General features: G+C 40.1%; 26 protein-coding genes, 3 tRNA genes, 2 rRNA genes and 1 riboswitch. Of the genes, 8 read left to right on the top strand and 23 right to left on the bottom strand.

Going from position 1 to position 26,983, the window contains the following annotated elements; genetic code table 11:
* From HF078_RS01905 to HF078_RS01890, 4 genes are all read right to left on the bottom strand, one after another.
* Window positions 1–276, bottom strand: a 23S ribosomal RNA gene (locus HF078_RS01905); the annotation flags it as partial.
* Window positions 277–448: 172 nt separating this feature from the next.
* Window positions 449–524 (bottom strand) — tRNA-Ala (locus HF078_RS01900).
* Between the two features lie 22 nt (window positions 525–546).
* Window positions 547–623: transfer RNA gene (locus HF078_RS01895), tRNA-Ile, on the bottom strand.
* 60 nt (window positions 624–683) lie between these two features.
* Window positions 684–2,235, bottom strand: a 16S ribosomal RNA gene (locus tag HF078_RS01890).
* Between the two features lie 415 nt (window positions 2,236–2,650).
* A riboswitch (TPP riboswitch) is annotated at window positions 2,651–2,752 on the top strand.
* Window positions 2,753–2,815: 63 nt separating this feature from the next.
* Between HF078_RS01890 and thiT the strand changes: the two genes are divergently transcribed.
* Both thiT and HF078_RS01880 read left to right on the top strand, forming a co-directional pair.
* On the top strand, window positions 2,816–3,403 hold the full coding sequence (gene thiT / locus HF078_RS01885; protein ID WP_169289614.1) for an energy-coupled thiamine transporter ThiT: 588 nt from the start codon (window positions 2,816–2,818) through the stop codon (window positions 3,401–3,403).
* A gap of 99 nt (window positions 3,404–3,502) precedes the next feature.
* Complete coding sequence (locus tag HF078_RS01880; protein WP_148989329.1) at window positions 3,503–3,685, top strand: hypothetical protein; 183 nt, start codon at window positions 3,503–3,505, stop codon at window positions 3,683–3,685.
* Window positions 3,686–3,793: 108 nt separating this feature from the next.
* On the opposite strand, the gene HF078_RS01875 is transcribed toward HF078_RS01880, so the two are convergent.
* Entirely contained in the window at window positions 3,794–4,717 is a 924-nt protein-coding gene (locus HF078_RS01875) for a DMT family transporter (protein ID WP_169289613.1), read from the bottom strand.
* A gap of 126 nt (window positions 4,718–4,843) precedes the next feature.
* Between HF078_RS01875 and HF078_RS01870 the strand changes: the two genes are divergently transcribed.
* From HF078_RS01870 to HF078_RS01855, 4 genes are all read left to right on the top strand, one after another.
* Window positions 4,844–5,545 carry an MgtC/SapB family protein gene (locus HF078_RS01870; protein WP_169289612.1) on the top strand — a complete coding sequence of 234 codons (702 nt, stop codon included), beginning with the start codon at window positions 4,844–4,846 and terminating at the stop codon, window positions 5,543–5,545.
* 60 nt (window positions 5,546–5,605) lie between these two features.
* Window positions 5,606–5,677, top strand: a tRNA-Ala gene (locus HF078_RS01865).
* 111 nt (window positions 5,678–5,788) lie between these two features.
* Window positions 5,789–6,727, top strand: a complete 939-nt coding sequence (locus tag HF078_RS01860) for a DMT family transporter (protein WP_169289611.1) — start codon at window positions 5,789–5,791, stop codon at window positions 6,725–6,727.
* Between the two features lie 23 nt (window positions 6,728–6,750).
* Complete coding sequence (locus HF078_RS01855) at window positions 6,751–7,446, top strand: N-acetylmuramoyl-L-alanine amidase (RefSeq protein ID WP_169289610.1); 696 nt, start codon at window positions 6,751–6,753, stop codon at window positions 7,444–7,446.
* Between the two features lie 43 nt (window positions 7,447–7,489).
* On the opposite strand, the gene HF078_RS01850 is transcribed toward HF078_RS01855, so the two are convergent.
* From HF078_RS01850 to HF078_RS21010, 8 genes are all read right to left on the bottom strand, one after another.
* Window positions 7,490–8,440 (bottom strand): TRM11 family SAM-dependent methyltransferase, encoded by a 951-nt coding sequence (locus HF078_RS01850; RefSeq protein WP_169289609.1) that lies wholly within the window; start codon window positions 8,438–8,440, stop codon window positions 7,490–7,492.
* Between the two features lie 27 nt (window positions 8,441–8,467).
* Window positions 8,468–8,707 (bottom strand): glutaredoxin family protein, encoded by a 240-nt coding sequence (locus HF078_RS01845; RefSeq protein ID WP_060665603.1) that lies wholly within the window; start codon window positions 8,705–8,707, stop codon window positions 8,468–8,470.
* Between the two features lie 686 nt (window positions 8,708–9,393).
* Window positions 9,394–10,026, bottom strand: a complete 633-nt coding sequence (locus HF078_RS01840) for a response regulator transcription factor (RefSeq protein ID WP_169289608.1) — start codon at window positions 10,024–10,026, stop codon at window positions 9,394–9,396.
* Window positions 10,027–10,031: 5 nt separating this feature from the next.
* A complete protein-coding gene (locus HF078_RS01835) occupies window positions 10,032–11,075 on the bottom strand; it encodes a sensor histidine kinase (protein WP_169289607.1) in 1,044 nt (347 codons plus the stop codon).
* Entirely contained in the window at window positions 11,072–11,797 is a 726-nt protein-coding gene (liaF, locus tag HF078_RS01830; RefSeq protein WP_169289606.1) for a cell wall-active antibiotics response protein LiaF, read from the bottom strand. Before liaF ends, HF078_RS01835 begins: the two co-directional genes overlap by 4 nt.
* Before the next feature lie 252 nt (window positions 11,798–12,049).
* The gene (locus tag HF078_RS01825; RefSeq protein WP_169289605.1) at window positions 12,050–12,703 is read right to left on the bottom strand and encodes a PspA/IM30 family protein; all 654 of its coding nucleotides are present in this window, start codon (window positions 12,701–12,703) and stop codon (window positions 12,050–12,052) included.
* A gap of 22 nt (window positions 12,704–12,725) precedes the next feature.
* Window positions 12,726–13,073 carry a lmo0954 family membrane protein gene (locus tag HF078_RS01820; RefSeq protein WP_169289604.1) on the bottom strand — a complete coding sequence of 116 codons (348 nt, stop codon included), beginning with the start codon at window positions 13,071–13,073 and terminating at the stop codon, window positions 12,726–12,728.
* Window positions 13,074–13,229: 156 nt separating this feature from the next.
* On the bottom strand, window positions 13,230–14,087 hold the full coding sequence (locus tag HF078_RS21010; protein WP_169289603.1) for an exosporium glycoprotein BclB-related protein: 858 nt from the start codon (window positions 14,085–14,087) through the stop codon (window positions 13,230–13,232).
* Between the two features lie 243 nt (window positions 14,088–14,330).
* Between HF078_RS21010 and HF078_RS01810 the strand changes: the two genes are divergently transcribed.
* Entirely contained in the window at window positions 14,331–15,305 is a 975-nt protein-coding gene (locus HF078_RS01810; protein ID WP_169289602.1) for a S8 family peptidase, read from the top strand.
* A gap of 37 nt (window positions 15,306–15,342) precedes the next feature.
* Here HF078_RS01810 and HF078_RS01805 read toward each other — a convergent pair whose 3' ends face one another.
* Entirely contained in the window at window positions 15,343–15,891 is a 549-nt protein-coding gene (locus tag HF078_RS01805; protein ID WP_169289601.1) for a DUF6944 family repetitive protein, read from the bottom strand.
* A 24-nt stretch (window positions 15,892–15,915) separates the two neighbouring features.
* The gene (locus HF078_RS01800; protein ID WP_169289600.1) at window positions 15,916–17,475 is read right to left on the bottom strand and encodes a multicopper oxidase family protein; all 1,560 of its coding nucleotides are present in this window, start codon (window positions 17,473–17,475) and stop codon (window positions 15,916–15,918) included.
* 169 nt (window positions 17,476–17,644) lie between these two features.
* Here HF078_RS01800 and HF078_RS01795 point away from each other — a divergent pair, with 169 nt between their 5' ends.
* On the top strand, window positions 17,645–19,039 hold the full coding sequence (locus HF078_RS01795; RefSeq protein WP_205831498.1) for a YjiH family protein: 1,395 nt from the start codon (window positions 17,645–17,647) through the stop codon (window positions 19,037–19,039).
* Between the two features lie 281 nt (window positions 19,040–19,320).
* Here the strand turns inward: HF078_RS01795 and HF078_RS01790 are convergent, their stop codons facing one another.
* From HF078_RS01790 to HF078_RS01755, 8 genes are all read right to left on the bottom strand, one after another.
* Complete coding sequence (locus tag HF078_RS01790) at window positions 19,321–20,763, bottom strand: DEAD/DEAH box helicase (RefSeq protein WP_169289599.1); 1,443 nt, start codon at window positions 20,761–20,763, stop codon at window positions 19,321–19,323.
* Between the two features lie 3 nt (window positions 20,764–20,766).
* Complete coding sequence (locus HF078_RS01785) at window positions 20,767–21,837, bottom strand: metallophosphoesterase (RefSeq protein ID WP_169289618.1); 1,071 nt, start codon at window positions 21,835–21,837, stop codon at window positions 20,767–20,769.
* A 697-nt stretch (window positions 21,838–22,534) separates the two neighbouring features.
* Window positions 22,535–22,834 carry a DUF3817 domain-containing protein gene (locus tag HF078_RS01780; RefSeq protein ID WP_169289598.1) on the bottom strand — a complete coding sequence of 100 codons (300 nt, stop codon included), beginning with the start codon at window positions 22,832–22,834 and terminating at the stop codon, window positions 22,535–22,537.
* Between the two features lie 127 nt (window positions 22,835–22,961).
* Complete coding sequence (locus HF078_RS01775; protein ID WP_205831497.1) at window positions 22,962–23,390, bottom strand: hypothetical protein; 429 nt, start codon at window positions 23,388–23,390, stop codon at window positions 22,962–22,964.
* Complete coding sequence (locus HF078_RS01770; protein WP_168864218.1) at window positions 23,387–23,692, bottom strand: antibiotic biosynthesis monooxygenase family protein; 306 nt, start codon at window positions 23,690–23,692, stop codon at window positions 23,387–23,389. Before HF078_RS01770 ends, HF078_RS01775 begins: the two co-directional genes overlap by 4 nt.
* Window positions 23,693–23,790: 98 nt before the next feature.
* Window positions 23,791–23,928, bottom strand: coding sequence for a sporulation histidine kinase inhibitor Sda (sda, locus tag HF078_RS01765; protein WP_169289597.1), 138 nt, complete (start codon window positions 23,926–23,928; stop codon window positions 23,791–23,793).
* Between the two features lie 393 nt (window positions 23,929–24,321).
* Complete coding sequence (locus HF078_RS01760) at window positions 24,322–25,059, bottom strand: LytR/AlgR family response regulator transcription factor (protein WP_169289596.1); 738 nt, start codon at window positions 25,057–25,059, stop codon at window positions 24,322–24,324.
* A gap of 28 nt (window positions 25,060–25,087) precedes the next feature.
* The gene (locus HF078_RS01755) at window positions 25,088–26,755 is read right to left on the bottom strand and encodes a GAF domain-containing sensor histidine kinase (RefSeq protein ID WP_205831496.1); all 1,668 of its coding nucleotides are present in this window, start codon (window positions 26,753–26,755) and stop codon (window positions 25,088–25,090) included.
* Window positions 26,756–26,983: the final 228 nt, after the last annotated feature.

The following is a 26,983-nucleotide window of genomic DNA, read 5'->3' as shown; positions in this document are numbered from 1 at the left end:
GGTTTGGGCTAATTCCGTTTCGCTCGCCGCTACTCAGGAAATCGCGTTTGCTTTCTCTTCCTCCGGGTACTAAGATGTTTCAGTTCCCCGGGTCTGCCTTCCATACCCTATGTATTCAGATAAGGATACTGCTCCATTACGAACAGTGGGTTTCCCCATTCGGAAATCTCCGGATCAAAGCTTACTTACAGCTCCCCGAAGCATATCGGTGTTAGTCCCGTCCTTCATCGGCTCCTAGTGCCAAGGCATCCACCGTGCGCCCTTAATAACTTAACCGTTGACCAATATGGTCATGTGTCGATATCAGCGATGATATCTTAAAAGAAAATTACTAAGATGAACGATATTTTGTGAATATCTTGATATTAGTTACATTATCTAGTTTTCAAGGAACAACTGCGATAAATCGAATGATTTATCTTATGTGACAATTCGCAAGAATTGTCTATGGTGGAGCCTAGCGGGATCGAACCGCTGACCTCCTGCGTGCAAAGCAGGCGCTCTCCCAGCTGAGCTAAGGCCCCTTAAAGTTCTTTAATTAAAAAATGGTGGGCCTAAGTGGACTCGAACCACCGACCTCACGCTTATCAGGCGTGCGCTCTAACCAGCTGAGCTATAGGCCCCGACTATCTATGAGAGAGATCTCTCAAAACTAAACAAAACAACAAGCGTACATTCCTTAGAAAGGAGGTGATCCAGCCGCACCTTCCGATACGGCTACCTTGTTACGACTTCACCCCAATCATCTGTCCCACCTTAGGCGGCTGGCTCCAAAAGGTTACCCCACCGACTTCGGGTGTTACAAACTCTCGTGGTGTGACGGGCGGTGTGTACAAGGCCCGGGAACGTATTCACCGCGGCATGCTGATCCGCGATTACTAGCGATTCCGGCTTCATGCAGGCGAGTTGCAGCCTGCAATCCGAACTGAGAACGGTTTTATGGGATTGGCTCGACCTCGCGGTTTTGCTGCCCTTTGTACCGTCCATTGTAGCACGTGTGTAGCCCAGGTCATAAGGGGCATGATGATTTGACGTCATCCCCACCTTCCTCCGGTTTGTCACCGGCAGTCACCTTAGAGTGCCCAACTGAATGCTGGCAACTAAGATCAAGGGTTGCGCTCGTTGCGGGACTTAACCCAACATCTCACGACACGAGCTGACGACAACCATGCACCACCTGTCACTCTGTCCCCCGAAGGGGAACGTCCTATCTCTAGGAGTGTCAGAGGATGTCAAGACCTGGTAAGGTTCTTCGCGTTGCTTCGAATTAAACCACATGCTCCACCGCTTGTGCGGGCCCCCGTCAATTCCTTTGAGTTTCAGTCTTGCGACCGTACTCCCCAGGCGGAGTGCTTAATGCGTTAGCTGCAGCACTAAAGGGCGGAAACCCTCTAACACTTAGCACTCATCGTTTACGGCGTGGACTACCAGGGTATCTAATCCTGTTTGCTCCCCACGCTTTCGCGCCTCAGTGTCAGTTACAGACCAGAAAGTCGCCTTCGCCACTGGTGTTCCTCCAAATCTCTACGCATTTCACCGCTACACTTGGAATTCCACTTTCCTCTTCTGCACTCAAGTCCCCCAGTTTCCAATGACCCTCCACGGTTGAGCCGTGGGCTTTCACATCAGACTTAAAGGACCACCTGCGCGCGCTTTACGCCCAATAATTCCGGACAACGCTTGCCACCTACGTATTACCGCGGCTGCTGGCACGTAGTTAGCCGTGGCTTTCTGGTTAGGTACCGTCAAGGTGCGAGCAGTTACTCTCGCACTTGTTCTTCCCTAACAACAGAGCTTTACGACCCGAAGGCCTTCATCGCTCACGCGGCGTTGCTCCATCAGACTTTCGTCCATTGTGGAAGATTCCCTACTGCTGCCTCCCGTAGGAGTCTGGGCCGTGTCTCAGTCCCAGTGTGGCCGATCACCCTCTCAGGTCGGCTACGCATCGTCGCCTTGGTGAGCCGTTACCTCACCAACTAGCTAATGCGCCGCGGGCCCATCTGTAAGTGATAGCCGAAACCATCTTTCAATAAAGAACCAGGAGGTTCCTTATATTATCCGGTATTAGCTCCGGTTTCCCGAAGTTATCCCAGTCTTACAGGCAGGTTGCCCACGTGTTACTCACCCGTCCGCCGCTGACCTTTTAAAAGCAAGCTTTTAAAAGGTCCGCTCGACTTGCATGTATTAGGCACGCCGCCAGCGTTCGTCCTGAGCCAGGATCAAACTCTCCAATAAAGAGTCTGAGCTTTTGCTCAAAATTTGCTAGCTTGTGTTACTTAAATCATTTTGTCGTATTCCGTAGAACCGACGTTATGACGCTGTTGTTTTGTTTAGTTTTCAAAGATCATTTTCTTACAAGATTCGCTCAAAAGCGACTTCCTAATCATAACAACTTGTCGTTTTAAAGTCAAGCTGTTTTTTATTTTTTTGAAGTAGCATTTTCACATCTTGTCTCTGCCCTCGCAGCGACGAAATTAAATATACCACCTCTACAACTATATTGCAATACTTTTTCTAAATATTTTTGATTAACATTCTACTAACTCTACTAATGGATTATACACAACGTATCTCTACTATAATTGTTAACTAAGGAAAAAACTTGTCGTTTTCTTGTGGGTTATGTATGATGAAGGAAGACAATTTAATTATTTTCCACGAGGGGAGCCTTTATGGCTGAGAGTGAACATGATGTTCTGACCCTTTGAACCTGTTAGTTAGTACTATGGTAGGGATGTGGCAGATTTATTACTTATTTCATTTAAGCAATAAAGGAGCCTCCTTTATTGCTTTTTTTATTTTAAGGGGGATTTTCATGAAGAAGAATAACACATTATTTCTCGTTGAAGTTGCAATATTTGGAGCATTAGGGTATTTACTTGATTTATTGGCCGGGGTTTTGTCACTAAAAATTTGGGCTCAAGGGGGCTCAATATCAATTTCAATGGTCCCGGTATTTATCATGGCCTTTCGCTGGGGGATAAAAGGTGGAATATTATCTGGTTTTATACTCGGTCTACTTCAGATAGTAACAGGTACCTTTTGGGGGATTGATCCTGTACAAATTTTTCTAGATTATATAGTAGCATTTACCTCTCTTGGTTTTGCTGGAGTATTTGCGGGCAAGGTCGCGACATCTGCTAAGAATGATGACATGAAAAAAATTGTAATGTATGTAAGCATAGCCGCATTTTTAGGATGCCTTTTACGATTCTTGGCTCATTACTCTGCCGGAGTCATTTACTTCGACTATTTAGCTCCAGAAGGGCAACCGGTATGGCTATATTCCTTACTTTATAACGGGTCCTATATGTTACCAAGTTTTGTGATTGCAACAATTGTAACAGTACTATTGATTAAAACAGTGCCTCGTATATTTACCACCAATAATTCTATCTCTTAAGCTGGCCACATCGGTCAGCTTTTTTATGTAAAAATTAATAGAATTTTCTACTATAACCACTCATACAATCTATTAATAAATGAAACAGGGGGATAAGTTATGGATCTTGTAAAATACGCAGCATTTTTAGTAGCCTTACTCACTTCAATAGGCCTTTTACTTTTTGCATACTTTGAAGGGTTGCGTATAAGTGATAAGGAAGGAAAGGTACGCGGCGAAGGATTTATTGTCAGCCTTTCCCTTGGTATTTTTTTCGCAATGATGGCCACAAGACTCCAATGAATGGTACATATATATAGATAAAAGCCGACAAAGTGTCGGCTTTTCGTCTTCCATTATTATTTATAGGTAATTTTCAGAGACAGGCCATCGTCCCCGTATACCCCATTCTTATATCCACTTCTGATTCTCATCTTTCTCCGTTACCAACCATTCTACTTGTTTGCTCTTACGGTTATCTTTTAAGAAATACCCAACACTAAGCATCACAAGGAGCCCTCCTGTAAATTGTGTCCAAGTTACCATCTCATGTAAGACAAAATAAGCAAGTACTGCTGCACCGATCGGTTCAAATAGAATACTCATTGAGATAACATTGGTGCTGATGTATTTAACAGCCCAGTTGAAGAAGGAGTGGCCCAACAATGTTGGAATAATTGCAAGCAGGATGAACCAAAACCAATCTGTAGTGGAGTACCCTGTGAGAGGCTCTCCCGAAACTAGTACATACAAAAACAAGGTAACACAGCTGAAACCATAAACGATAAAGGTATAGGTAATCAATGATAGTCTTTTTCTGACGTCCTGTCCAAACAATAAGTAAGCCGTTACAAGCGCACAAGCCACCAAAGCGAGTATATCCCCAAATAAAGCCACTCCACTAATCCGGAAATCACCCCAGCTGATAATTACACTCCCTACTATTGCCATCAATCCACTTACAATAGCTTTAATACTAAGTTTTTCTTGGAAAAACAAATAAGTTCCTATGAATGCAAACAAAGGTTGGAGGGTTACGAGCACTGTTGAACTTGCTACACTGGTATAGTTTAAGGATTCAAACCATAGAATAAAATGAAACGCTAGGAACACACCTGCCAACATCGAGAAGAGCCAATCCCTCTTAGAAATATCCTTTAATTCTCCAACATATTTATATAAAAATATGGGTAGTAGTATTATCACGGAGAATAGTAACCGGTAGAAGGCGACCACTCCAGCAGGGGCATCCGCTAATTTGACAAATATGGCGGATGTAGATACAGTAACTACTCCCACCGCGAGAGCCACGTATGGATTAAACCACTTATTCATTTGCCTTCACCCACGCTGTTAGTATTTTAAAATAACCTTTCTAACTTTACAGAATATTGCTATAATTTTTTAACAAATATTTTTATTATAGAATATCATATTTTTACTTTTTTAAGGAGGGCCATTATGGAAATGATCATGGAATATATCAATGAATACGATTTTATTATTAAACTTATTTTTGCTTCAATAGCTGGGATAATTATAGGGTTAGAACGGGAATTGAAGGGTAAACCTCTTGGACTAAAAACATGCGTCATCGTCTCAGTAATGGCGTGCTTATTGACCATCGTTTCCTATGAATCTGCCTTTCTTTATTCTAAAGAATACTCAAGACCTATGGATCCGGGGCGAATTCCTTCCTATGTTATTAGCGGTATTGGATTTCTTGGAGCAGGGGTAATCCTAAGAAGAAGCAACGAAGCTATTTCAGGGCTGACAACAGCTGCATTGGTATTAGCATCCGCAGCACTTGGAATTACTATTGGAGCAGGATTTTTTATAGAAGGGGCATTCGGTGTCATTTTCATCATTTTGGGTGTGAAGATAATCCCCTCCCTCTTCGATAAGATTGGACCAAAGAAATTGAAGGAAAAAGAAATAAAAGTAAAGATCTTTATTGAGAAAGAAATTGACCTGACCATGGTCATGAAGGAGATACACCACAAAAACCTTGCCATTAAGCGAGTTAAAGTAAAAGAGGAAAAAGATGATATCGTGCTTAATTGTATCATCACCACGAAGAAAAGCGTATATACAACAGATGTATATTATGAGCTAAAATCACTTACTGGTGTCATTCAAGCGGAAGTTGAAAACTTGGACTAAATCTTTAAAAAAAACATTTGCAAAAGAAAGAATTTTTGATAAAATAAATTCATTCTCACCGGGGCGGTAGTTCAGTGGGAGAATACTTCGCTGGCAGCGAAGGGGTCGTGGGTTCGAATCCCATCCGCTCCATACTTAAGGCACCACTATTAAATAGTGGTGCCTTTTTCTATGTAGAATATCTTTTAACAGGACAAGCATATGATGGTTAGAGACAGTCCATTGAAAGAAGGTTGATAGATAATGATTCCCTTTAGAAAAACCTTTACTGCCTCTCTTTATGCCACCATGGCCATCAGTTTTTGGGGTATATCATTTGTATCTACTAAAGCTGTCCTATATAAGCTCGATCCTTTTACATTATTAGTGATGCGATTTGGCATAGGAGCTTTGTTTTTGTTCCTTTTATTACTATTAACACGAGAAAGATTCCATATTTCCATTAAATACGTACCCCATCTAATTGTTTTAGGTATTTTAGGAGTTTTTGTCCATCAGGTATTGCAGGCAACCGCCCTATTGACCATAGATGCTTCTTCTGCAGGGTGGCTTATATCCTTTTCGCCAATTTTTACAGTACTCCTGTCTATGATGTTTTTGCATGAAAAAATGTCACTTTCAAAGGCTATTGGGATGATTCTCTCTGTATTGGGTGTATTGCTTATCACTTCTGCAAGAAACGGGCAGCTCCTTTCAATAACTATTAATTTAGGCTTTCTATTAATGATATTAAGTACTTTGAATTGGGCGATCTACTCCATTCTACTAAAAGGTCTTCGAATTCCATATCCAGCACTGGTTGTGACCTTTTATATGAGTTTAGTGGGATTCATTCTTACTACTCCTTTTCTTGTGCGAAATAAGGGATGGGAGTCTTTAAAGTTATTATCTCTTAATGAGTGGGCTCATCTTATTTTTCTTGGGATTTTTGTATCAGGTATTGCATATTGGTACTGGGGAAAAGCACATGAAGTAATGGCGGCAACAAAAGTTTCTATGTTTCTATATTTAGAGCCGCTTTCTACTTTAATAGCAGCAGTTGTTATTTTACATGAAAAGATTCTTGTACATGGTGTTTTGGGTGGAATTATCATCATCGTGGGGGTAGTAATTGTTAATGGACAATGGCTGCCAAAATTATTAGAAGGATTTCCACTTTTCAAAAAGAATTATTATAAGTAAAGTCTAATAAAAGAGGAAATATCATGCTGAAAATCACCTATCTATGTATTACTATATTTCTATTAATTGGTTGCGCCAAGCCGACTGCTCTTACGGAAAAACAATTGGATAAAATTAACCCAATTACAGCGCCAGCAATAAGTGTTCCGCCAGAACCCTCTAACCTGGAGATGGAGGAATGGCTCCTCCCAAAGAAAAATTCAAGAGTCAGAGGTGCCCCTATTACACACGTCATGCTACATTTTACAAATAACGCTCTTCGTTCACCTGAAGACCCTTATAATATGGAAGAAGTCTATGCACTTTTTGAAGAGTATGAGGTTTCTGCTCATTATATGATAGATAGGGATGGAGAGATCTACTTTATGGTACCGGAAGAACGCGCAGCCTTTCATGCCGGCAAAGGACATCTCTTAAACTACCAAGAGTATGAAAGTGGTTTGAACGACTATTCGATTGGAATAGAATTGCTGGCGATAGGAACGAAGGAAGAGATGCTTTCGATAATGCCAGCGGATGTTTATGACTCCATTTCCCCTTCCGATATTGGGTACACGGATGCTCAGTATGCTTCATTGAAGATATTATTAGAAGATATTTTGAAGCGCAATCCATTAATTCAAAACGACCGGGAACATATCATCGGCCATCACGAATACGCTCCTGTGCGAAAAAGCGACCCAGGTGAATTGTTTAATTGGTCCAGGATAGGTTTTTAAATACACGAAAAAAGAGACCAGCCTAATGGTCTCTTTTCCACTTTTATTCACATACTAAAATCTCTCTTGTAAAATAACCCTTTTGGGTCTCACAACGATCAACAATGCTAAACCCAGCTTTCTCCACCATGTCATCCATCGTCTCGATGGTAATGACGACGACTTTTTTTGCGAAACGGCGTGCATGCTTCAAGATGGATAATTGATCTTCCGGGGTAGCGTGAGTATAAAGATTGTATGGCATATCAATAACCGCCACATCATAGTTATCCGTTACATCCGATATAGGTCCTAGCGTAACATTTCCTGAGAGACCGAAATATTCAATATTTTCCCTTGAACCGTTTACCACTAACGGATTTATGTCTCTTCCATCCATATTTATCCCCATGGATAATGCCTCAACAAGTACCGTTCCTATCCCACAGCAAGGATCGATAGATTTTATCCCCTCAGGATCTGGGACGGCAATATTGGCAACAGCCCTAGCCACACGAGTGCTTAAAGCAGTTGAATATTCCCTTGGCTTTTTCGTATGCTGAAGCCATACCGCTTCTCTTTTCAAATAATGACCGAAATACCAGCGTTCACCAACAGTTGCCACACCAAAGATATGATCAGGTTGATGGACATCAGCTTCTCCTTCTATAACCCAGCCGATAGCACGTTCGATATCACGACGCTCTTGATATTCAATCGTATGTGGAGCTTTCCTATCATTTATTTTGGAGAAAATAACTTTGAAAGTTTGATCACCCATCGCTATTCCCTTCACTTGATCCACGATTTCCTGCAATGAAGCTCCTTCATATATCGCTTCTATTCTTTCGCGGATAAAAGGGCTTCTGCTCGGTTCAATCCTTGTAGTACTTTTAATAATGTTATCGTCTGTTGCCGTGCCAAAAAAAGAACGCATCTCCAAATGGCAAAGGGAGCGCTCTTCCTTGCTATATGCGTACGTATATATAAATGCCGGTTTCTTTTGCTCTGCCAATCATTTTACTCCTCTGTTAGCCGACCTTCACTTTACAAGATCTATCAGCCTATTTAGTTCCCCTGGGTTAAATCCTTTTACCGCCTGGTCACCTACAGCCGTAACCGGAATTCCCATAAATCCAAATTTCTCTACTTCCTCTTGGTATTCTCTGTTTGCCAGTAAATCTCTGACTTCAAAAGATACTTGATTTTCTTTTAGAAATTCCTTTACCAATTCACAATCCCTGCAGCCTGGTGCTGAGTAGACGATAAGTTGTTTGTTCATGTAAGAAGCCCCCTAAGATGAATTTTGTCTCTATCATAAATAATAACATAAAAAACACCCGGCAAAAACTTCCCGGTCCTTTTATTGCATTAAACAATAGTTAGCGGAATTAGCCGCTGTTCCTTTCCGCAACTGGCTTCGCTTTCCGCGGGACGGTGTTTGAGCCTCCTCACTTCGTTGCGGGGTCTCATCCAACCGTTACTCCCCCGCTGGAGTCTTCGCCAATTGCTCCAATCCACAGCTAGGAGATAGTGAGAACGAATTGTTAGTGTTATTACAGTTAATTATGTTAGATTATCACTCAGAACCTTAAAGTAAATAAAGCCACCTTATTGATTGGAGTGGAAGGCGCCCAGACGCCAGCCAGGTGCGACCCCGCAGGCACAAGCTAAGCCACTGAAAAGCTGAAATATTATGTGCTAGTGAATATCTAGCTGTGGATTGGAGCAAAAGGTGAAGACTCCTGAGGGAGATAGCGCTAGGTGGAGACCCCGCAGGCGTAGCCGAGGAGGCTCCAGCAGCGCCCCTAGGAAAGCGAAGCCATTTGTGGAAATCCACAGCGGTGTATAAACAACCGCTTAAATCAGAGACATTTTCAGTGGCTTCAGGGCAAGCGGAGGAGGCTCGCGAAGCGCCGGAAGGGAAATCAACTGCATCTTATTCTTTCTTGTCTAAAAAAACACCCATTAGTTTACTAATGAGTGCTTAAATGCATAGATGACTGCCTGTGTTCGGTCCTGCACCTGAAGTTTTGCGAGGATATTGCTTACATGTACCTTCACAGTTTTAAGTGCAATAAACAGCTCATCCGCTATTTCTTGATTAGTTTTTCCTTGTGTCATGAGTAGAAGGATTTCCATTTCTCTGTTGGTCAATTCCTCGTGGGGAAGAATCTCGGTCTTTCTGCGCATCTTCTTCATCATTTTTCCCGCCACTTCCGGCTCCAAGATGGATTGCCCTTTATATGTAGACCGAACTGCATTGGCAATTTCACTTGCTTTGGAGGTTTTAAGCATATAGCTGGTAGCTCCCGCTTCAAGGGCTGGATATACTTTTTCATCGTCCAGAAAGCTCGTAACGATGATAATTTTCGCTTCCGGCCATTGTTCAATAATTCTTCTGGTCGCTTCTATTCCATCCATTTCTTTCATAACAAGATCCATTAATATAATATCAGGTTTATGTTCCATAGCGAGCCCTACTGCAACAGATCCATCATCTGCTTCTGCCACAACTTCTATATCAGGTTGTGCGGAAAGATATGCCGTAACACCAATCCTTACCATTTCATGATCATCTACAAATAATACTCTTATCATTTTGGTCAAGCCTCCTCTACGTCCAATTTGGGAACTTTCACTTCCAGTCTTGTTCCTTCATTTTCCACACTTACTATCTTTAAAGTACCGCCTAGTTCAACCGCTCGATCATGCATGTTTTGCAAGCCATAAGAACCTGCCCTAGCCTGCTCGACATCAAAGCCAATTCCGTCATCGACCACTCTTAGTATGATGAAGTTCTCTCTTTGAATAAGTAATACCTCGACCTCATTTGCTTTGGAGTGCCGTAATGTGTTGGATAATGTCTCTTGGAGGATTCTAAATAGATGATCCTCCACACCTTTATCTATAGAAAAACGTTCAATTTTCCACGTAATGCTCATCGGAACTTTTTGAATAAGTTCTACTAATAACTCTTCTGCACCTTCTTGCAACGTTTTTCCTTTCAATGCCACTGGGCGTAAATGAAGGAGCAATGCCCGCATCTCCAGTTGAGACTGATGAATCATCTCTTCCACTAATTTTAGTTGCTTTGTTTCATTGTTATCAGTACCAGATTCTCCCCTGGTTTCCGTTAATGCAGACATTAGCATCGAGGCTGCAAAGAGCTGCTGACTGACTGAATCATGAAGCTCTCTTGCCAGCCTGTTTCGTTCTTGTGAAACGATTTCCTGTATCCTAATCTCTAGGTCTTCCGCCTTTTCGTTTGCAATCTTTTGGGAGATTTTTGCTTGTTCCTGTATCTGATTGTGCAATTTCCATATGACTTCTTCCATTAAAGCTAACTCCTGAACATTGCTTCCTGGTACTTCCCACAGGGTTCTCCCTTGTTCCACTGCTTTTAACTCCTCATAAACAGTGTTTATTTGCTTCTTCCAATACAACCCGGAAAACAAGCCGAAGAGGATTCCCAAACCAAGACTGACAATAAACAAAAACAAGATGAACGGAAGATCTATTACCTTTAGCTCCCAAAGAGCTTTCAGACTGATTACCGGAAAAAAGAAATAGGTTATTGAGCCTATTACTAGGAAGCTTATTAAAGATATACAAGTTGCCCACAAAACTTGCCTTTGCAATGTACTCATACTCTCTTCACCTCTATGCTGCCGACGAAGATCGAGGTGACAATTTTCACTTTATGGATGGCTTCTCTATAATTAGCGGTTTGGTAATGAACCGTCTGGTTAAGGATGCTTTTCTCTTCTTGCTCTAGGATATTAATGGAACCTACCATGCCAGAGTGGACGATACTAAGTTCCAATTCGTAGGGAACCATTATCTGAATGTTTCCTATTACATTTCGAATAAAAATGATTGCTTCTCCTTTAGGTAGTACCGTAAAGCTCAAATCTATATGAGTATCACTGATTCCACATTGGATGTTTACATCGTCCCATGTATAAGATTGTTCAGGTGTCTTTTGTCTTCCAAAAAGCTTGTTAGTGAACCACTTTTGCTCGTTTCTAACAACCTGCTCTTCCTGTTTGGGCATGATAGACGGCTGCATTTCTACAGGCTGTTTTTTGGCTTGGAGGAATCTGTACAAGAAATACAACACTGTTGCCAAAATTAGAAAGTTAAAGGTCATCATATTGAATACGGAAAAAGTAATGGACAACCCCCCAATGACAAATAGGGCCTTTCCTATTAACCAATGCCATTTCTTTTTCCCTATATACATTAGGAATCCTGAAAACAAAAAAGAAAAAATAAGGCCCGTATTGAAAAAGAGAATTTCTAACAAAAAAATGAAGCTAGCCACTACGATTATAAAACTAAGATAATCAGATTTCATTTTGTTCAACATGCGCCTTATCCCTCCTTTTCATTTAAATTTTTGGCTCTGTTAAACACCGCTGTTGATTTACGCACTAGGCTTCGCTTTGCTAGGGGCGTTTGGGGAGCATCCTCCAAAAAACGCCTGCGGGGTCTCCCCTAACCGCTATCTCCCTTAGGAGTCTTCGCCTATTGCTCCAATCAATCAACAGTATGCTTTAACAGCAAACTTTTAAACACCCTAAAAAGGCGCAAAATGTACGCCTTTTTAGGATAGCAGTTTTCATTGTGAAAGAGAATGAGTTTTCTCTTCTGTTTGAGGAATTTCTTTTTCTAGCTGGGCAATACGCGCATCAATAGTATTACGATGATAGTCGGAATTTACTTGGTGCTCCAAACGATCTAAGTAGGTTTCCATTTTATTAAATTTTGTGTAGGAGCACTCTGATTTGCTAGAAACCACCACCTGATTCATTCGATGTGTAGCACGGGCAACATTCTCCCTTCCCATTAATTCCATCCGCTTGATATACATATCCTTAAGTCGGTGCTTCATTTCTTCATATTTTTGCTCTAGAGATGTCAGATCAGCCGAAACCTTTTCTAAAGAATACTTCAAATTGTTGGCGCGCTCCTCATATTGTTGATGCTCACGCTTTGCAAATTCCTCCAGTTCGGTTTCACCAGCATTTTCGGCAATGCCCGCTTGGGAATTTCGCTTTTCCGCTAGACTTCTTGCCTCATGATATTCCCTTACAAATTCTTCTTTGAGCAAATTCTGGCGTTCTACTAGCTTGCGAACTTTTTCTACTTCTTTTTCACAATCACGTAAATACTGATTCAACATAGCGATTGGATTTTTCTGCTCCTTTTTATCCAAAGCCTCATGGAAATCTGCAGAAATCGTCTGTTTAATTCTTGAAAATAAGTTAGTCATGGTACCATTCCTCTCCTTAATTTTATTTGTTCAATGAATTCCACTGTTTCTCGAAATTAGTGAACGGGTCGCCAGCTTCAATGATGGTGTTGCTTTCTTTCTCTTTGTTCCAGTTCTTATAAACAACATATAAGATATATGCTGCAACTACTGCTAATACGGCGGGTACATTTGCAATTGAAAACGCGATGGCAATAAAAGCAATGATACCCCACAGAATTTTCGTGCCATTAGAATCCGTTTTTATGAATTCTTTTACCGCATAATAAGTGACTACCAAACTAACGGCCAAACCTAAAAGTGGACCAATGTTTGCAAGTAAAACAAAGAATGCAATGACACCTGCTATAAACAATCCAAATTTTTTCATTCGTTGTTCCTCCCTTCTATGTCTTTATCTTACCTTTGTTAAAGGTTCCGTATAATGAGCTTCAGCCATATTTTAAGTTAAGACTTGGGGCTTAGCGGAAATAGGACTCACTATGTAAGAAAAGGCATAGTAAAGTTGCACTATGCCCCCAAAAAATTAATTTATTGCTAAACTTGCACTCGCAAACCCTGTAATCACCGATGCCAAGGCTGTTTCTGATTCCGTATAGAAAACTAATAAAAGCCTTGTTCCTGCAGGGAATGTTTCCGTAAATCCCGTAGCAGTCCCTGTTAACACTTCTCCACCTGTTATTATTCCTTCCAATTCAGGTTGCAAGGTAACTGTAACTGATGTTTCTGTAAACTCAGTTTCTCTTGGTGGTGCACTAAATACGGAAGCTATTACTGAAACAGGAGTTGCCAGTGTTACCTCAGCAGTGGCAGTAAAGTAGGCACTAATACCTGTTATAGTTGTGTCTCTTGGAATTGGAAATGCGAAGTTGAGGACTCCTCCTCCTCCTGAAACATCAATGGTATTATCTGTTATGTCAATGCCTCCGAATGAGCTTCCAAATCCAATGGTGGCACCTGTACTTAATAGATCATCCAAAGCGGTAGTTAACGCAACCGGAGTACCAGAAGAGTATGGAAGGATGGCGCTTTGACCATCGACTCCGGCTGGTCCAGCTGGTCCGACTGCTCCTTCTGGTCCGACTGCTCCAACTGGTCCCTCTGGTCCGGCTGGACCAGTGGGGCCTTGAATACCAGCTGGCCCTTCAGGTCCCGCCGGTCCTGCTACCCCTTGTGGCCCTGATGGTCCTGCTGGTCCAGATACACCTTGTGGCCCTGATGGTCCTGGCTCTCCTTGAGGTCCTCGAGGCCCAACAACAGCCCCCTCCCCTACACCTCCACCTGTTCCACTACCGTTTGTACTTGTACTAGTACTCGTACAAGTAACATTTATAGTTCCTGGCACATTGTATTTTGAACAGCTTCTTTCTGAATACAATCCCAATTAAATTCCTCCTTTTTCCTTTTTTTCAAATAACTGTATCATTCTACTCACTCAAAGACCGGTTGGTATCTTGGTCCAAAAATTCCTAAATATGTATTTTTGTATTAGTTAATTTTTAGGCTGTTAATCACTTGCTTAATAGTAGTTTTATTGATAGAATCTTCAGAAAGTAATACTGCAACACGCAACACCTTCTTTCTTTTTCACATTTGTTTGAAAATAATGATTAGGAGGCGTTTTTGTATGCAAAAAGAAAAATTAGTTCATTTAATTCCTTACAAGTTGGAAAACCAGTTATTTGAGACCCAACAAATCCCAGAAGGCGTTGAATTAATTCAAGCACCAGCTATTTGGCAAAATGGTTATAAAGGAGAAGGTATCGTCGTTGCCGTTATTGATACCGGATGTGATGCACAGCACCCTGACCTTGAAGGAAGGATTATAGGAGGGAAAAACTTCACAGAGGACGATAATGGAGATCCAGAGAACTTCAAAGATTATAATGGTCATGGCACGCATGTTGCAGGGACCATTGCTGCGATAAACCCTGGTTCTGGTGTGGTTGGAGTAGCTCCTGAAGCAAAACTACTAATCCTTAAAGCTCTTGGCGGTAAAAATGGCTCTGGGGAATATGAATGGATTATTAACGCAATAAACTACGCCGTTACCCAGAATGTAGATGTTATATCTATGTCACTTGGTGGTCCAATTGATGTACCAGAACTTCACGATTCTATTAAAGCAGCAATCGACCATAACATACTTGTCGTGTGCGCAGCCGGTAATGAAGGAGATGGGAATCAATATACACAAGAATTTTCCTATCCAGCTGCTTACCAGGAAGTGATATCTGTCGGTTCTATTAATCTTCAACGTAAATCCTCTTATTTTACTAACTCGAATAACGAAATTGATCTTGTAGCACCTGGAGAGAAAATAATTTCAACCATACCAGGAGGAAGATATGCCGTATTCAGTGGTACTTCCATGTCAGCCCCACATGTCGCGGGAGCTCTCGCTTTAATTAAAAAGCTTTCGGAAAATGAATTCAGCCGAACACTCACCGAGGCGGAACTTTATGCACAACTAGTCAAAAGGACCATTCCTCTTGGCTATCCAAAAAGCTTAGAAGGTAATGGGCTTGTCTATTTAACAACTCCTCAACTTCTGGCAGATTATTTAAGGCAGTCAAATATAGCCGAAAGCATCGGCGTTTAATAAAAATACATCCCCCGATATGGAAATTATCGGGGGATTATTCTATCTGTTCATAGGTCAAACCAAGTGCAAGAATGATGGTACCAAGTGCTTGCAGCCAGCTTCCTAGTGCAATGACAGTTTCATTACTTTGCTCATTGTGCTTAGAATTTGTTGTTTCCACTCTTAACTCTCGACTACCTCCAACCGCTTGTATAGAGTTCCCAATCGCTTGAAGGAAATTACCCAGTACCATGTATGGTTGACTGGCACTGCCTAATGCAGTTATCGCCCCCAATGCTTGCATTAAGTCTCCACTAATGACAAGCCTTTCCTCTGTCTCTCCGGCAAAATCAATGGTCAAGCCTGAGCTGACCGTTATATTACCCGTTGCTTGTATAATATTTCCTATTTTCCCGTAAGTCAGTTCTTCTTGCGAGTCCGCTTCAAGACCATTTCCTCCTGCTTGAAGGACATTCCCGACCAAACTTAACCCCGTTCTCCCTTGCTCATCGATGGGTACAGACGGGGTACTGCCAATTGCTGCAATTACCGTGCCTATTGCCTGAGTCCAGACACCAATAAATTGTTTCGTATTTTCTCCCATCAAATATTCCGCCTATCTTCTCGGTTACCTTATCACTATATACGGCCGCATCATTTCATAATCTTCATGTTCTAACATATGACAGTGCCATACATAAAGTCCTGAATATGGACCAAATTGTATGATTAATCTTGTAACCTCATTGGGATTTGCCCTTACAGTGTCCTTTCTCCCCCTTTCCTGTGGCTCTGGTAAAATACTAGGCCCTAGGTATTCCAATACATTTTCATTATTGTATTTCTCTACATTAAACTCACGCCGGTCAAGTATCTGAAAATCTATTAAATGAATATGGATAGGATGGGTATCCGGTGTAAGGTTAATCAGATACCAGATTTCAGTTGTCCCAAGTCTAGGGTTTTCAGAAATCGGTGCATCCCAACCTTTATTATCTAGTAACATGAGCTCTCTTCCATACTTATCCATCAAGTGATTAAGCGTTAAAAACCTTTTTCTTACAACATTCTTTTCAGACAAAACAGGAAGTTGTTCCAATTCTGCAGGAATGCTGCTAGTATCAATATACTTAGTTTCTGAAATTACCCTGAACTGCATGACATCCCTTACTTCATTTTTAGCCTCTCCACTTGGAAAAGGAGCAGGTGCACCATTAATTAATGAAATTCTCCTCCCTTCCAAATTCGAGAAATCGATGATAATATCTGCCCTTTCAGCAGGCGCTAGGATAATCTCCTTTATTCCAATAGGTTGAGGTAATAGCCCCCTATCTGTACCTATCTGAAACATAAGTTGATCTCTATCAAGCATTAATCTATAGAATCTACTGTTTGAGCCGTTCAACATTCGAAATCGATATTTTCTTGGTTCCACCTCCAAATAGGGCCATACTTTCCCATTAACCAATATCGTTTCCCCGAAGAACTCAGGCACAATGGACGTTACAAGGTCAGGCACTGGTTCTTCTGGCTGTTTGGGATAAAATAGCGATCCATCTTGATTAAATGTCCTGTCCTGTATCATTAATGGAATATCATATTCTCCTACTGGTAAATTCAATGATTGTTCTTGCTTACTTCTAACTAAAAAGAAGCCGGCAAGGCCTGCATATATGTTTAGTCTGGTAATTCCAATTGCATGGTCATGGTACCAAAGGGTACAAGCATTCATATAGTTGTCATATCGATAGACTTGTTTTACAAACTTTTCCCCTACTTTTTGATAATCATTAGTAAACCAGGCATCAGGATACCCATCACTCTCCGGTTCTACTACCGCCCCGTGTACATGAACCACTGTTCTTACCTCAGGGACGTCCCGGTGAGCACCATGGACAGTAAAATCTATTGGCAAAAGATGCACAGGTGGCAATCGATTTTTCCACTTGATATACACCCTTTCCCCACTCTCCACTTGAATGGTCGGTCCTGGGAATATCCCTTCGTATCCCCACATAGTAGTCTCGGGCAATTCACTATGCACCGACACCTTGCATTCCTTCATGCACACCTCGTAATACGTATAGCCTTTCCCTTTATATAAGTGCTTTAAAACTGGCGGAACAGGGAGCGCGTCCTTATATTTGGTCAAGTTATGAGCTGTTTGCTTCTGGTTTCTAGACACCATGCAGTCCCTCCTTTCACTTACCCTCGATTTAACATATTCGACGAAATCGATGAATATCCAAAAAGAGAACCTATTTGAAAAGATATAGTTGTATAATTATACGTAAAGTGTTATTTTTATTGATATCCTATTCTATTATTCTAATAATCAAAAAAAGGAGACAAAACGTATGAGTACTCAATCTGCCAAACCAACTACCTACTCCAAACAAACAGCAGTTCCAACCTATTCAACTTTACAAATCTTGAAATTCGCTATTCCTTCCTTTATTGGTATTCTTCTTTTCTTAATTCCGGTTTCATTCAACGGAAATGTAACCATTGGTCTTGGAATCATGGCTGACTTGATTTTGACTACTTTTGGTGGAGTTATTCCTACCTTCATGGCAGTCGTATTAGTTGTTTCAGCTTTTAGCAGTTTGGTAGTGAGGTTTATTCCCCTACCATTCTTAAAAAAGGATAGCTTTCTAGACTCCCTATTGAACGTAGGAAGTATATGGCTAGCACTGCGTGTGTTAGGTGCTGCATTCGCTGTTATGACGTTAACGAAATATGGACCTGAAATGATTACATCAGAATTTACCGGTGGCATTGTCTTATATGACCTTATCCCTGTTCTAACTGTATGGTTTCTATTTGCAAGTCTCTTCATGCCACTTCTGTTAGAGTTCGGTTTAATGGACTTCATCGGTACGTTGGTTAGAAAAGTAATGCATCCCCTCTTCAAGCTACCCGGTCGTTCGTCTATTGATGCAATGGCTTCTTGGATGGGAAGCGGGACCGTCGGGGTGTTGTTAACCACACAACAATACGAATCTGGCTATTATACGAAAAGGGAAGCAGCTGTCGTAGCGACCAACTTTTCCATTGCTTCCATTGCTTTTAGTCTTGTTATTGCCAAGTTTATTGGAATTGATCATATGTTTGTACCTTTCTACTTTACAGTAGTCGTTACAGGAATCATTGCAGCAGTTATATGCCCGAGAATTCCCCCTCTTTCCCGTAAAAAAGATACCTATTACGAGCCTGTGGGCCAAAAAATTGATGAAAATGTTCCAAAAGGAGTGTCGAGCTTTCAATGGGGACTACAGCAGGCAGTTGATAAAGCGGGGCAAGTGAAGAGTATAAAGCAAATTGTAAAAAAAGGGATTTATAATGTAGTGGATATTTGGATGGCACTTATTCCACTAGTAATGGCGTTAGGAACAATTGCCTTGATGGTGGCAGAATTTACGGAAGTCTTCAACATTCTATCTTATCCATTCATACCGTTTCTTCAACTGTTGCAAATTCCAGAAGCCCAGGCTGCTGCACCAGCCATGATTGTAGGGTTTGCGGATATGTTTCTTCCAGCAGTTATTGGTAGTGGGATAGAGTCTGAGCTTACGAGATTTGTTATTGCCGTTATGTCATTGACTCAGTTGATTTACATGTCGGAGATTGGCATTCTTTTAATAAAATCAAAAATTCCTCTATCCATATGGGAACTGTTGATCATCTTCTTACAAAGAACCATCATTACATTGCCTGTTGCAGCACTAATGGCTCATTTGTTCTTTTTCTAATAATAACGCTCTGTTAAACACCGCTGTTGATTTCCGCACTAGGCTTCGCTTTCCTAGGGGCGTTTGGGGAGCCTCCTCGGAAAAGCGCCTGCGGGGTCTCCCCTAAACGCTATTTCCCTCAGGACAAGGAAGGCTTCGACAGCGAAACATCGCTCGAAGAAAATGCGCAGCATTTTCGAGGAGTCTTCGCCCATTGCTGCAAAAATTAACAGTATGCTTTAACAGAGCCAATAATAAAAATAAAAGCTCGCCAAATCCACAAATGGAATTGGCGAGCTTTATTAGTTTCGTGCCTCATGCACTTTCAACTGTTTTCCTTTGACGGTGCGGTTTTTCATTTCTTTTAAAACTAAAGGTCCCTTTCCATTTAAGATATCAACATACGTCTGATTCTCCTGAATAGAAATAATCCCTATATCTTCTGCTGTTATGCCATCTATTTGGCAAATGGTCCCTACGAAATCCACCGCTCTAATTTTCTTTTTCTTACCGCCATTAAAATAGAGTTTCATAATATTCCTCTCTAATTTGGCGCTTTTTTCTTCTTTCTTTGTTGGTTTATTCTTTATCTTATCTAAAAAAGAACTTTCAGCTAGGACTACTGCATCTCTATTTAGAACTTCACCTTTTATAATCTTAATGCCAATATAATTCTCTATTTCGTCTAATTGATGATTTTCGTCATTTGAAATAAGCGTAATGGCTTTACCAGATTTTCCAGCTCTTGCTGTTCGTCCGATACGATGTACATATCGTTCCTTGTCGGAAGGTATATCATAATTAATGACTAAGCTTATATCTTCAATATCAATACCTCTTGATGCCACATCCGTTGCGATCAGATATCGGAATTCTCCTCGTTTAAAAGCATTCATTACAGAAAATCGGTCTTCCTGTACCATGCCGCCATGCAACTTTCCGCAAGGATACCCGCTACGATGAAGTTTACGGTGAACCCTCTCCACTTCTTCTTGGGTAGCGCAGAAAACGATACAGCTATCAGGGTTTTCCACTACTGTTATGTCTTTCAGTAAAAGAAATTTCTCCCCTTCCTCCACCTCATACCAGACATGCTCTATTCGATTTGTCGTCAAACCACTTCTTTTTATTTCAATCAATGCAGGTTCTGTCATATATTGATTCGCTAGTTGTTTAATATCTTCCGGCAAGGTAGCTGAAAACAACATCGTTACCCTATTTTGAGGTAGCTTTTGGATGATTGCTTCTACTTGATCCATAAAGCCCATGTTTAACATTTCGTCCGCTTCATCAATCACAAGATACTTGAGTCTATTCACTTCAAGCGTACCTTTTTCAAGATGGTCCAGCACCCGTCCAGGTGTACCAACCACTATATGAGATTTTTGCTTCAATTCTATTTTTTGCCTTTGAAAAGATTGTTTTCCGTAGATAGCGGTTGCCTTAACTCGCTTAAATCGCCCTATGTTTGTAATATCGTCCTTCACCTGGGCGGCTAGTTCCCTTGTTGGAGTCAATACCAAGGCCTGTGGCTTATTTTCTTCCCAGTGGACCAGCTCACAAAGAGGGACGGCAAAAGCAGCTGTTTTCCCGCTTCCTGTTTGTGATTGTACAATAATATCCATCTTCACTAGAGCTTTCGGGATCACTTCTTCTTGGACATTTGTCGGTTTTATGTAGTTAAGACTACTTAAAGCCTTGACTATGTCTTCTCCTAGATTAAATTGCTGAAAAGTTCTATTCATTCGTTAATACCCTTCTCTATCTTCAAATTTTACGACAATTTCCAATACTTCCGACCTGCTGCCAATTCTAAATGGCGGCCCCCAGAAGCCGAAGCCAGAGGAAACAAATGCATGTAACTGGTCTTTATTCAAGTAACCCCAATCCAATTCAAACAGCCTTTTGGTAATAAGGTGGTTTGGCGTCATTTGGCCTCTATGGGTATGACCCGATACGATGAGATCTACCCCACTTTCTTGCGCTTCTTTCAGCTCTGCAGGCTGATGATCCATTGCGATCAAAGGCAAGGAAACATCTATATCTTTATCGTTTACCAGCTGTTGGAACGACTTTCTTCTTAAGTCTGTTTTATCTTTTCTGCCCAGCAAATAAAAACTGTCTCCAACTAGAATAACCTCGTCCATCAAAATACGGATATCCACTTTTTCCATCTCTTTTAGAAACTGAGGGATCTCTCTTCCATAGTATTCATGGTTACCTAGAACCCCATAAATACCGAGTGGAGCATCGAGTTGTTTCATGATAGCCCCCATATTCTTTTTTTGAAAATGTTCAGGCTCGTCATCAATAATATCACCAGGAAGCAGAATGATATCCGGCTTGATGCGATCTATCATCTTTACAAGCCTTTTGGCATGGGCGACTCCTGATAACTTACCGAAATGCATGTCAGAGGCAACCGCTAAATGAATTTTTTTCATTTCAGTTTTTTTCGGTATGGTCACCTCATACTTTCTGATTACTGGGCTGTAAGCATTATAGAGTCCAAAGATGAGAATAAAAGCAATCATGATAGCTGTTACGGTCCCAACCATAACAATGGAAGTCTGCCCTGGAACTCCCGTTAAGTCAAGTACCCAAACAACAAGGTTAGCTACTGGAAATAATAGAAGTCCGTACTGAATATATCCAAACCATATTGAACCAACAATCGATAACCAGGAGAGCGGTTTTACCAACCTGCCAAGAATATAGGCATAAGAAAAAATGGTGATGGCTAACCAATATACAGTTTCTTGTTGGAACGAGCATATCGCTTTTAACCAGATTAAGCCGTTCCAACCAAGATAAAACATCAAAATATTATATAATGAGAAAAATGCGACGAACGATAATATCCGACCAACGTTCACGAAAACATCTACTCCTTTAGTACGATAAATCTATACAACTCATTATAGCGAAGAATGATGGAAGAAGGGAAATGACAAGTATTTAGAATATGGAAATGTTTCTAGCTTTTCTATTAGACAGTTACATGGTTTTCCCTTTCGCTTCGGGCGTTTAGAGTGCTTCTATTTGACAGTTACATGGTTTTCCCTTTCGCTTCGGGCGTTTAGAGTGCTTCTATTTGACAGTTCCATCTCTTTTCCTTTCGTTTCGGGCGTTTAGAGCCCTTCTATTAGACAGTTCCATCTCTTTTCCTTTCGCTTCGGGCGTTTAGAGTGCTTCTATTAGACAGTTCCATCTCTTTTCCTTTCGCTTCGGGCGTTTAGAGTGCTTCTATTAGACAGTTCCATCTCTTTTCCTTTCGTTTCGGGCGTTTAGAGTGCTTCTATTAGACAGTTCCATCTCTTTTCCTTTCGTTTCGGGCGTTTAGAGCCCTTCTATTAGACAGTTCCACCTCTTTACCTTTCGCTTCGGGCTAATAGAACTCTTCAATTAGACAGTTCTATCTCTTCCGCTTTAGCTTCGGGCTATTATTAACCATATATCACTAACCTACACGGTGATTAGCTCCTAACATAAAAAACTGACCCCCATTGAGAGGAGTCAGTTCACAAAAGAAGATTTCTTTAAATAATTGTCAAATACAATATTCCCAAATGGAATGAAAGCAACAGCTACAGCACCTGCCGCCCACTTTAGGGACCATCTTATCTTTAACGTGATGTATGCAATAAAAAGGACATAAGTGATGAACAAAAAGCCATGTAAAGCTCCAACGACACTTACTGCTTGCGGGATGTCAAATCCATACTTCAAAGGCATTGCTATAAAAAGAAGGACAAGTAATGATCCGCCTTCTATTAACCCCATCATTCGGAATTTTCCCATAGTAGTGTTTGTCATTAACTATCAGCCTTCCTTTATCAAACATGATTTCTTCTATTATAAAACACTTCTTACGTGCCTCTTCCACATACTCATGACAATCCTGTGAATTTACTAAAGACAGTGCCCATCCACACTGCCTACTTCAGCCTAATTCACTTTCGCTTTCTTGCTTATATTCCTTAAGCGCCTGAATGCCTTCATCCAGATAGGATAAAAAGCCTTCTTCTATTTCCTTATCTAGCATTCCTGTCAGATTTTCTTGTATTTTTTCAAAGTTATAGATAATCATATCTGTTTTTAAACCTCTACTTACGAGTACACTATTAAGCCACATCGCATAGTCCACAAAAGTTTGAGTATCATTTAGCTTGTATGCTGTGTTGAGATACAAAAAGTGATAAAAGTTGTCTTCTATGGTTCTTTCTTTTCCTTTTTCCCCAAACTTTTCTTCAAGGAAAGGAAAATCATTGTACATGGTTACTACCACTTTTTCTACAATCGGCTCTACGTCCAAGTTACCTATATCTGCTTTAATTTTTTGGACGGTTGAAGACTGTGTGAGAATGTTCATGTTGCCACCACCTTAAATTTCGTAATGGTAGGGATTATAGAGGCGAGCTCTTGGTCCGGGTATTTCTTTTCGAGTTCATGTATTCTTTTATAATCTTCACTGGTAACCCAAGAGATGAATTCTTCTTTTGAATCCCATTCCATAAAAACTGTAAGCTCCCCTGCTTTGTTTTCATTTTGTAGAAGAAGGAAGCGCTGAAACCCTTTCGCCTGTTCTACTATTCTAGATCTGTTATGATATATCGAAATAACTTCATCTGCTTTTTCAGGTGGAACTATAAAAGTGGAGTGAACAATGTACATACTAGGTGTCTCCTTTTGATGTATTTATAAAGAAAAAAGATGCTGACTACGATCATCACATCTCTTTCTGTTCTGCTATTGTTTCTATCGGTTCATCATTATATGTTGGATACTGGTATATCTATTTTTCTCCGCTTCATTTCATCAAGAATCAGCTTCAAGAACTCTTCGTTCAAGTCATTCGTTATCGCTGCTTCATAAACTTCAATCAAGGATTCATCACTTAACAAATCCAACTAAATCCCTCCCATATAACGGTCATTCTAAGTATTTGATGTATGCCACTTATTTAATTTTCAAAACGATTCGATTAACCCTAGCAAGGTATGTTTGTGTTAATTTTAAATAAGATAGCTCTTCATCATCTTTTTAAAATTCCCATTAATATATGTGAAGTAAAAGGATTCTTCATTTAAATTCATGTATAAGATATCTTTATCTAGCATTCTAACGAAACAGATTCCCTTTTGTCCAATTCCTCTTATACTTTTGAGCATTTCATTAATGCTTTTCGGTGCACTACTTAGCCATTTCAACCGCAAAGATTCTACATTTAAGAACCCTTATTGGAATTTTTATGAAGAATGAAGCATTTCAAAAAGAAACTCAAACCACGATATTCTAAAACGTTAAGGCTTCGTGATTTGAGCCAACAGCTCTTGAACTTCATTTATTTTCAACTTGGATATGTGTGCATACTTCTCATGATTACTAAAGTAGGCAAAATACGTTTCATTTTTAGGTGTGATATGAGAAAGCATCCTTAGGTTCACAATATAGGATCGATGTGTCCGATAAAAATTTTGGTCCAATTGTTTATAGATGTCACTTATATTTTCATAGGTTTCAATGGATTGGTTGATTGTATATATGATGCATTTCTTCCCTGACTTTTCAATGAAAATGATATCCTCGAAAGGTATATAGTAGAAAGAACTATTGGAACGAACAGATAATCTTTTGTTATGGTTTTTCTGATTAGTATCCGTCATTTCAGTAAGCAATTGGGCTTTTGCACGCTCTAAAGCTTTGTATAATCTGATTTTCTCAATCGGCTTTACAATATAGTCAACTGCAGATATAGCAAATGCCTCTACGGCAAATTCATTATAACCTGTTACAAAAATAAACTTTAAATCAGGAGAGAACTCAAGGCATTCTTTTATTGCATCCAAGCCGCTTTTTTTGGGCATGTTTATGTCCGCAATAACAAGATCTACCTTGTTTTTCATGACACTATCAATCAACCTTTCCCCATTTTGACATGTATCTACAATGTGAAATTCCTTTAAATCTCGAATAAAAAAATCCAGTATTTCAAGAGAATCTTGATTGTCATCAACAATGACTACATTTATTGGTTTCAATCGAAGAAAACCCCTTTCTTTCGATGTATTATATCGGTACCTTTACCCAGAAGGTACTCCCTGTTCCCTCTATACTTGAAACGCCAACGGTCCCTTTCATTTCTAGAACATTCTGCTTTACGAGAGTTAAACCAATGCCTGTCCCCTCAATCCCTGGTATAGCATGGTTCACTCTGTAAAATGGTTCAAAGATATTCTCTTGGTGTCTTTGAGGGATACCAATCCCCGTATCTTTAACAAAGATAGCTAAATATCTGCCGTCCACTCTCCAATAAAGGGTGACAGCACCATGCTTTTTGTTGTATTTAATGGCATTATTTAATAAATTGACCATGACTTGTTGAAAACGTATGGGATCAATTTCAATGGCAATATCTTCTACATCTTTTTCAATGTGAAGAGAAATCCCTTTATCCTTTGCATTGTTGCTTACGGAGTACAAACTTTCCCTAACAGCCTCTTTTATATGAACTGATTTTACATTTGTTTTAATTATTTCTGGTTTTGTATCAATTCTAATTAGCTCTAATATGTTGTTGATTAGTTGCAGTAGATGCCTGCTAGAACTTAATATTTTGGCAAGTCTAGATTTTTGCTTGTCTGTTAGGGGATCTTTTTGATCATTCTCTAAAACTTGACTGTATCCAATAATAGAGTTCAATGGCGTCCTCAACTCATGACTGATCATTGCCAGGAAATTCGCTTTGGTTTTACTTTCTCTCTCTACTTCATTTCTTTCAATAATAAGCCGTAACTTTCTCTCATTTTCTTTAAGGTGAAGATTTGCCACTTCCAATGTTTCTGTGTTTTGAGTCAACTCGTCCACTTTTGTCATACGATCTAAAACGATAGTTACCTGATGACAAATAGAATGAATTAAATCAAGTTCTTCTGATGTAAAAGAGGAACGTTTCTTAGAACCAAAGGAAATGGTACCAACAAGTTCTCCAAATGATAGTAAGGGTTCACACACGTATGCTTTAATTCCTAGCGGACGGATGAAGTCCAACAGCTTATCCTCGCACTGATCCACACGCTCAAAAACCATTCTTTTCTTATTTTTAGCAACCGAACCACTCACAGAAGTTCCTTTTTCAAGAAACCTGAAAGTTCCCACTTCTTCTTTGCATATTCCATGATGATTTGTTAATACAAGACAATTCTGTTCCTTGTTCCAGCTAAAATTAATATAGATATCAAGGTCCAACACTTGTGATAGTTTTTGAAATAGGGAGTCTAGCAGTTCTTTCGGATCCTTGATTGAGGTCAGCATGGCAGCTGATTCATTTAAAACGTTAAGATTATCAGTCTGTTTGCTAAGCGCTGCTTCCAACTCTCTCTGCCTTGTAATTTCTAAAAAGAGCATAGAAAAGTGATTTGCACCTATAGGATAGATAATTACCTTAAACCACTGAACCGGATTTTCAGAAAGTTTTATTTCGTGTTGCACGAAAATGCCTTCTTGTATTACACTGTATGTATATTTAAGTAGTATATTATATGCATCTTTATTCAGTAGATTAGAGAGTAGCTTCCCAGTTACCAAATGATTCGAATGTTCAAGTCCAAGTAAATTCATCGCCCCATCATCCATAGTACTGACTTTGAGGTCAGAATCAAAAAGGATAAACCCCTTAGTTACATGAACAGACTTATGTTCACGTTGTATTAAACTATTAACCCCGATTATCTCCAACCTCCTTATCTTTTCTTATTAAAGGATGTACAACAAATCATAAAAGAAACATGTTATCAACATGACTTACCCCGAATAAGAAAGTTCAAAGGTAGGTGATAGTCATAACCACACATGCCTGTATTTTCTATAAAGAAATAGCATATTAAAACTTGTACTATATGCATTATATCTTTTATAATCAATTATTTGAACCTAAATGTTTCTTATATTCATTATGTATGCTTA

It is taken from the genome of Bacillus sp. RO2, from assembly GCF_012911845.1.
Taxonomy (GTDB): domain Bacteria; phylum Bacillota; class Bacilli; order Bacillales; family Bacillaceae_I; genus Sutcliffiella_A.
This window is presented reverse-complemented; position numbering and strand designations above follow the sequence as displayed.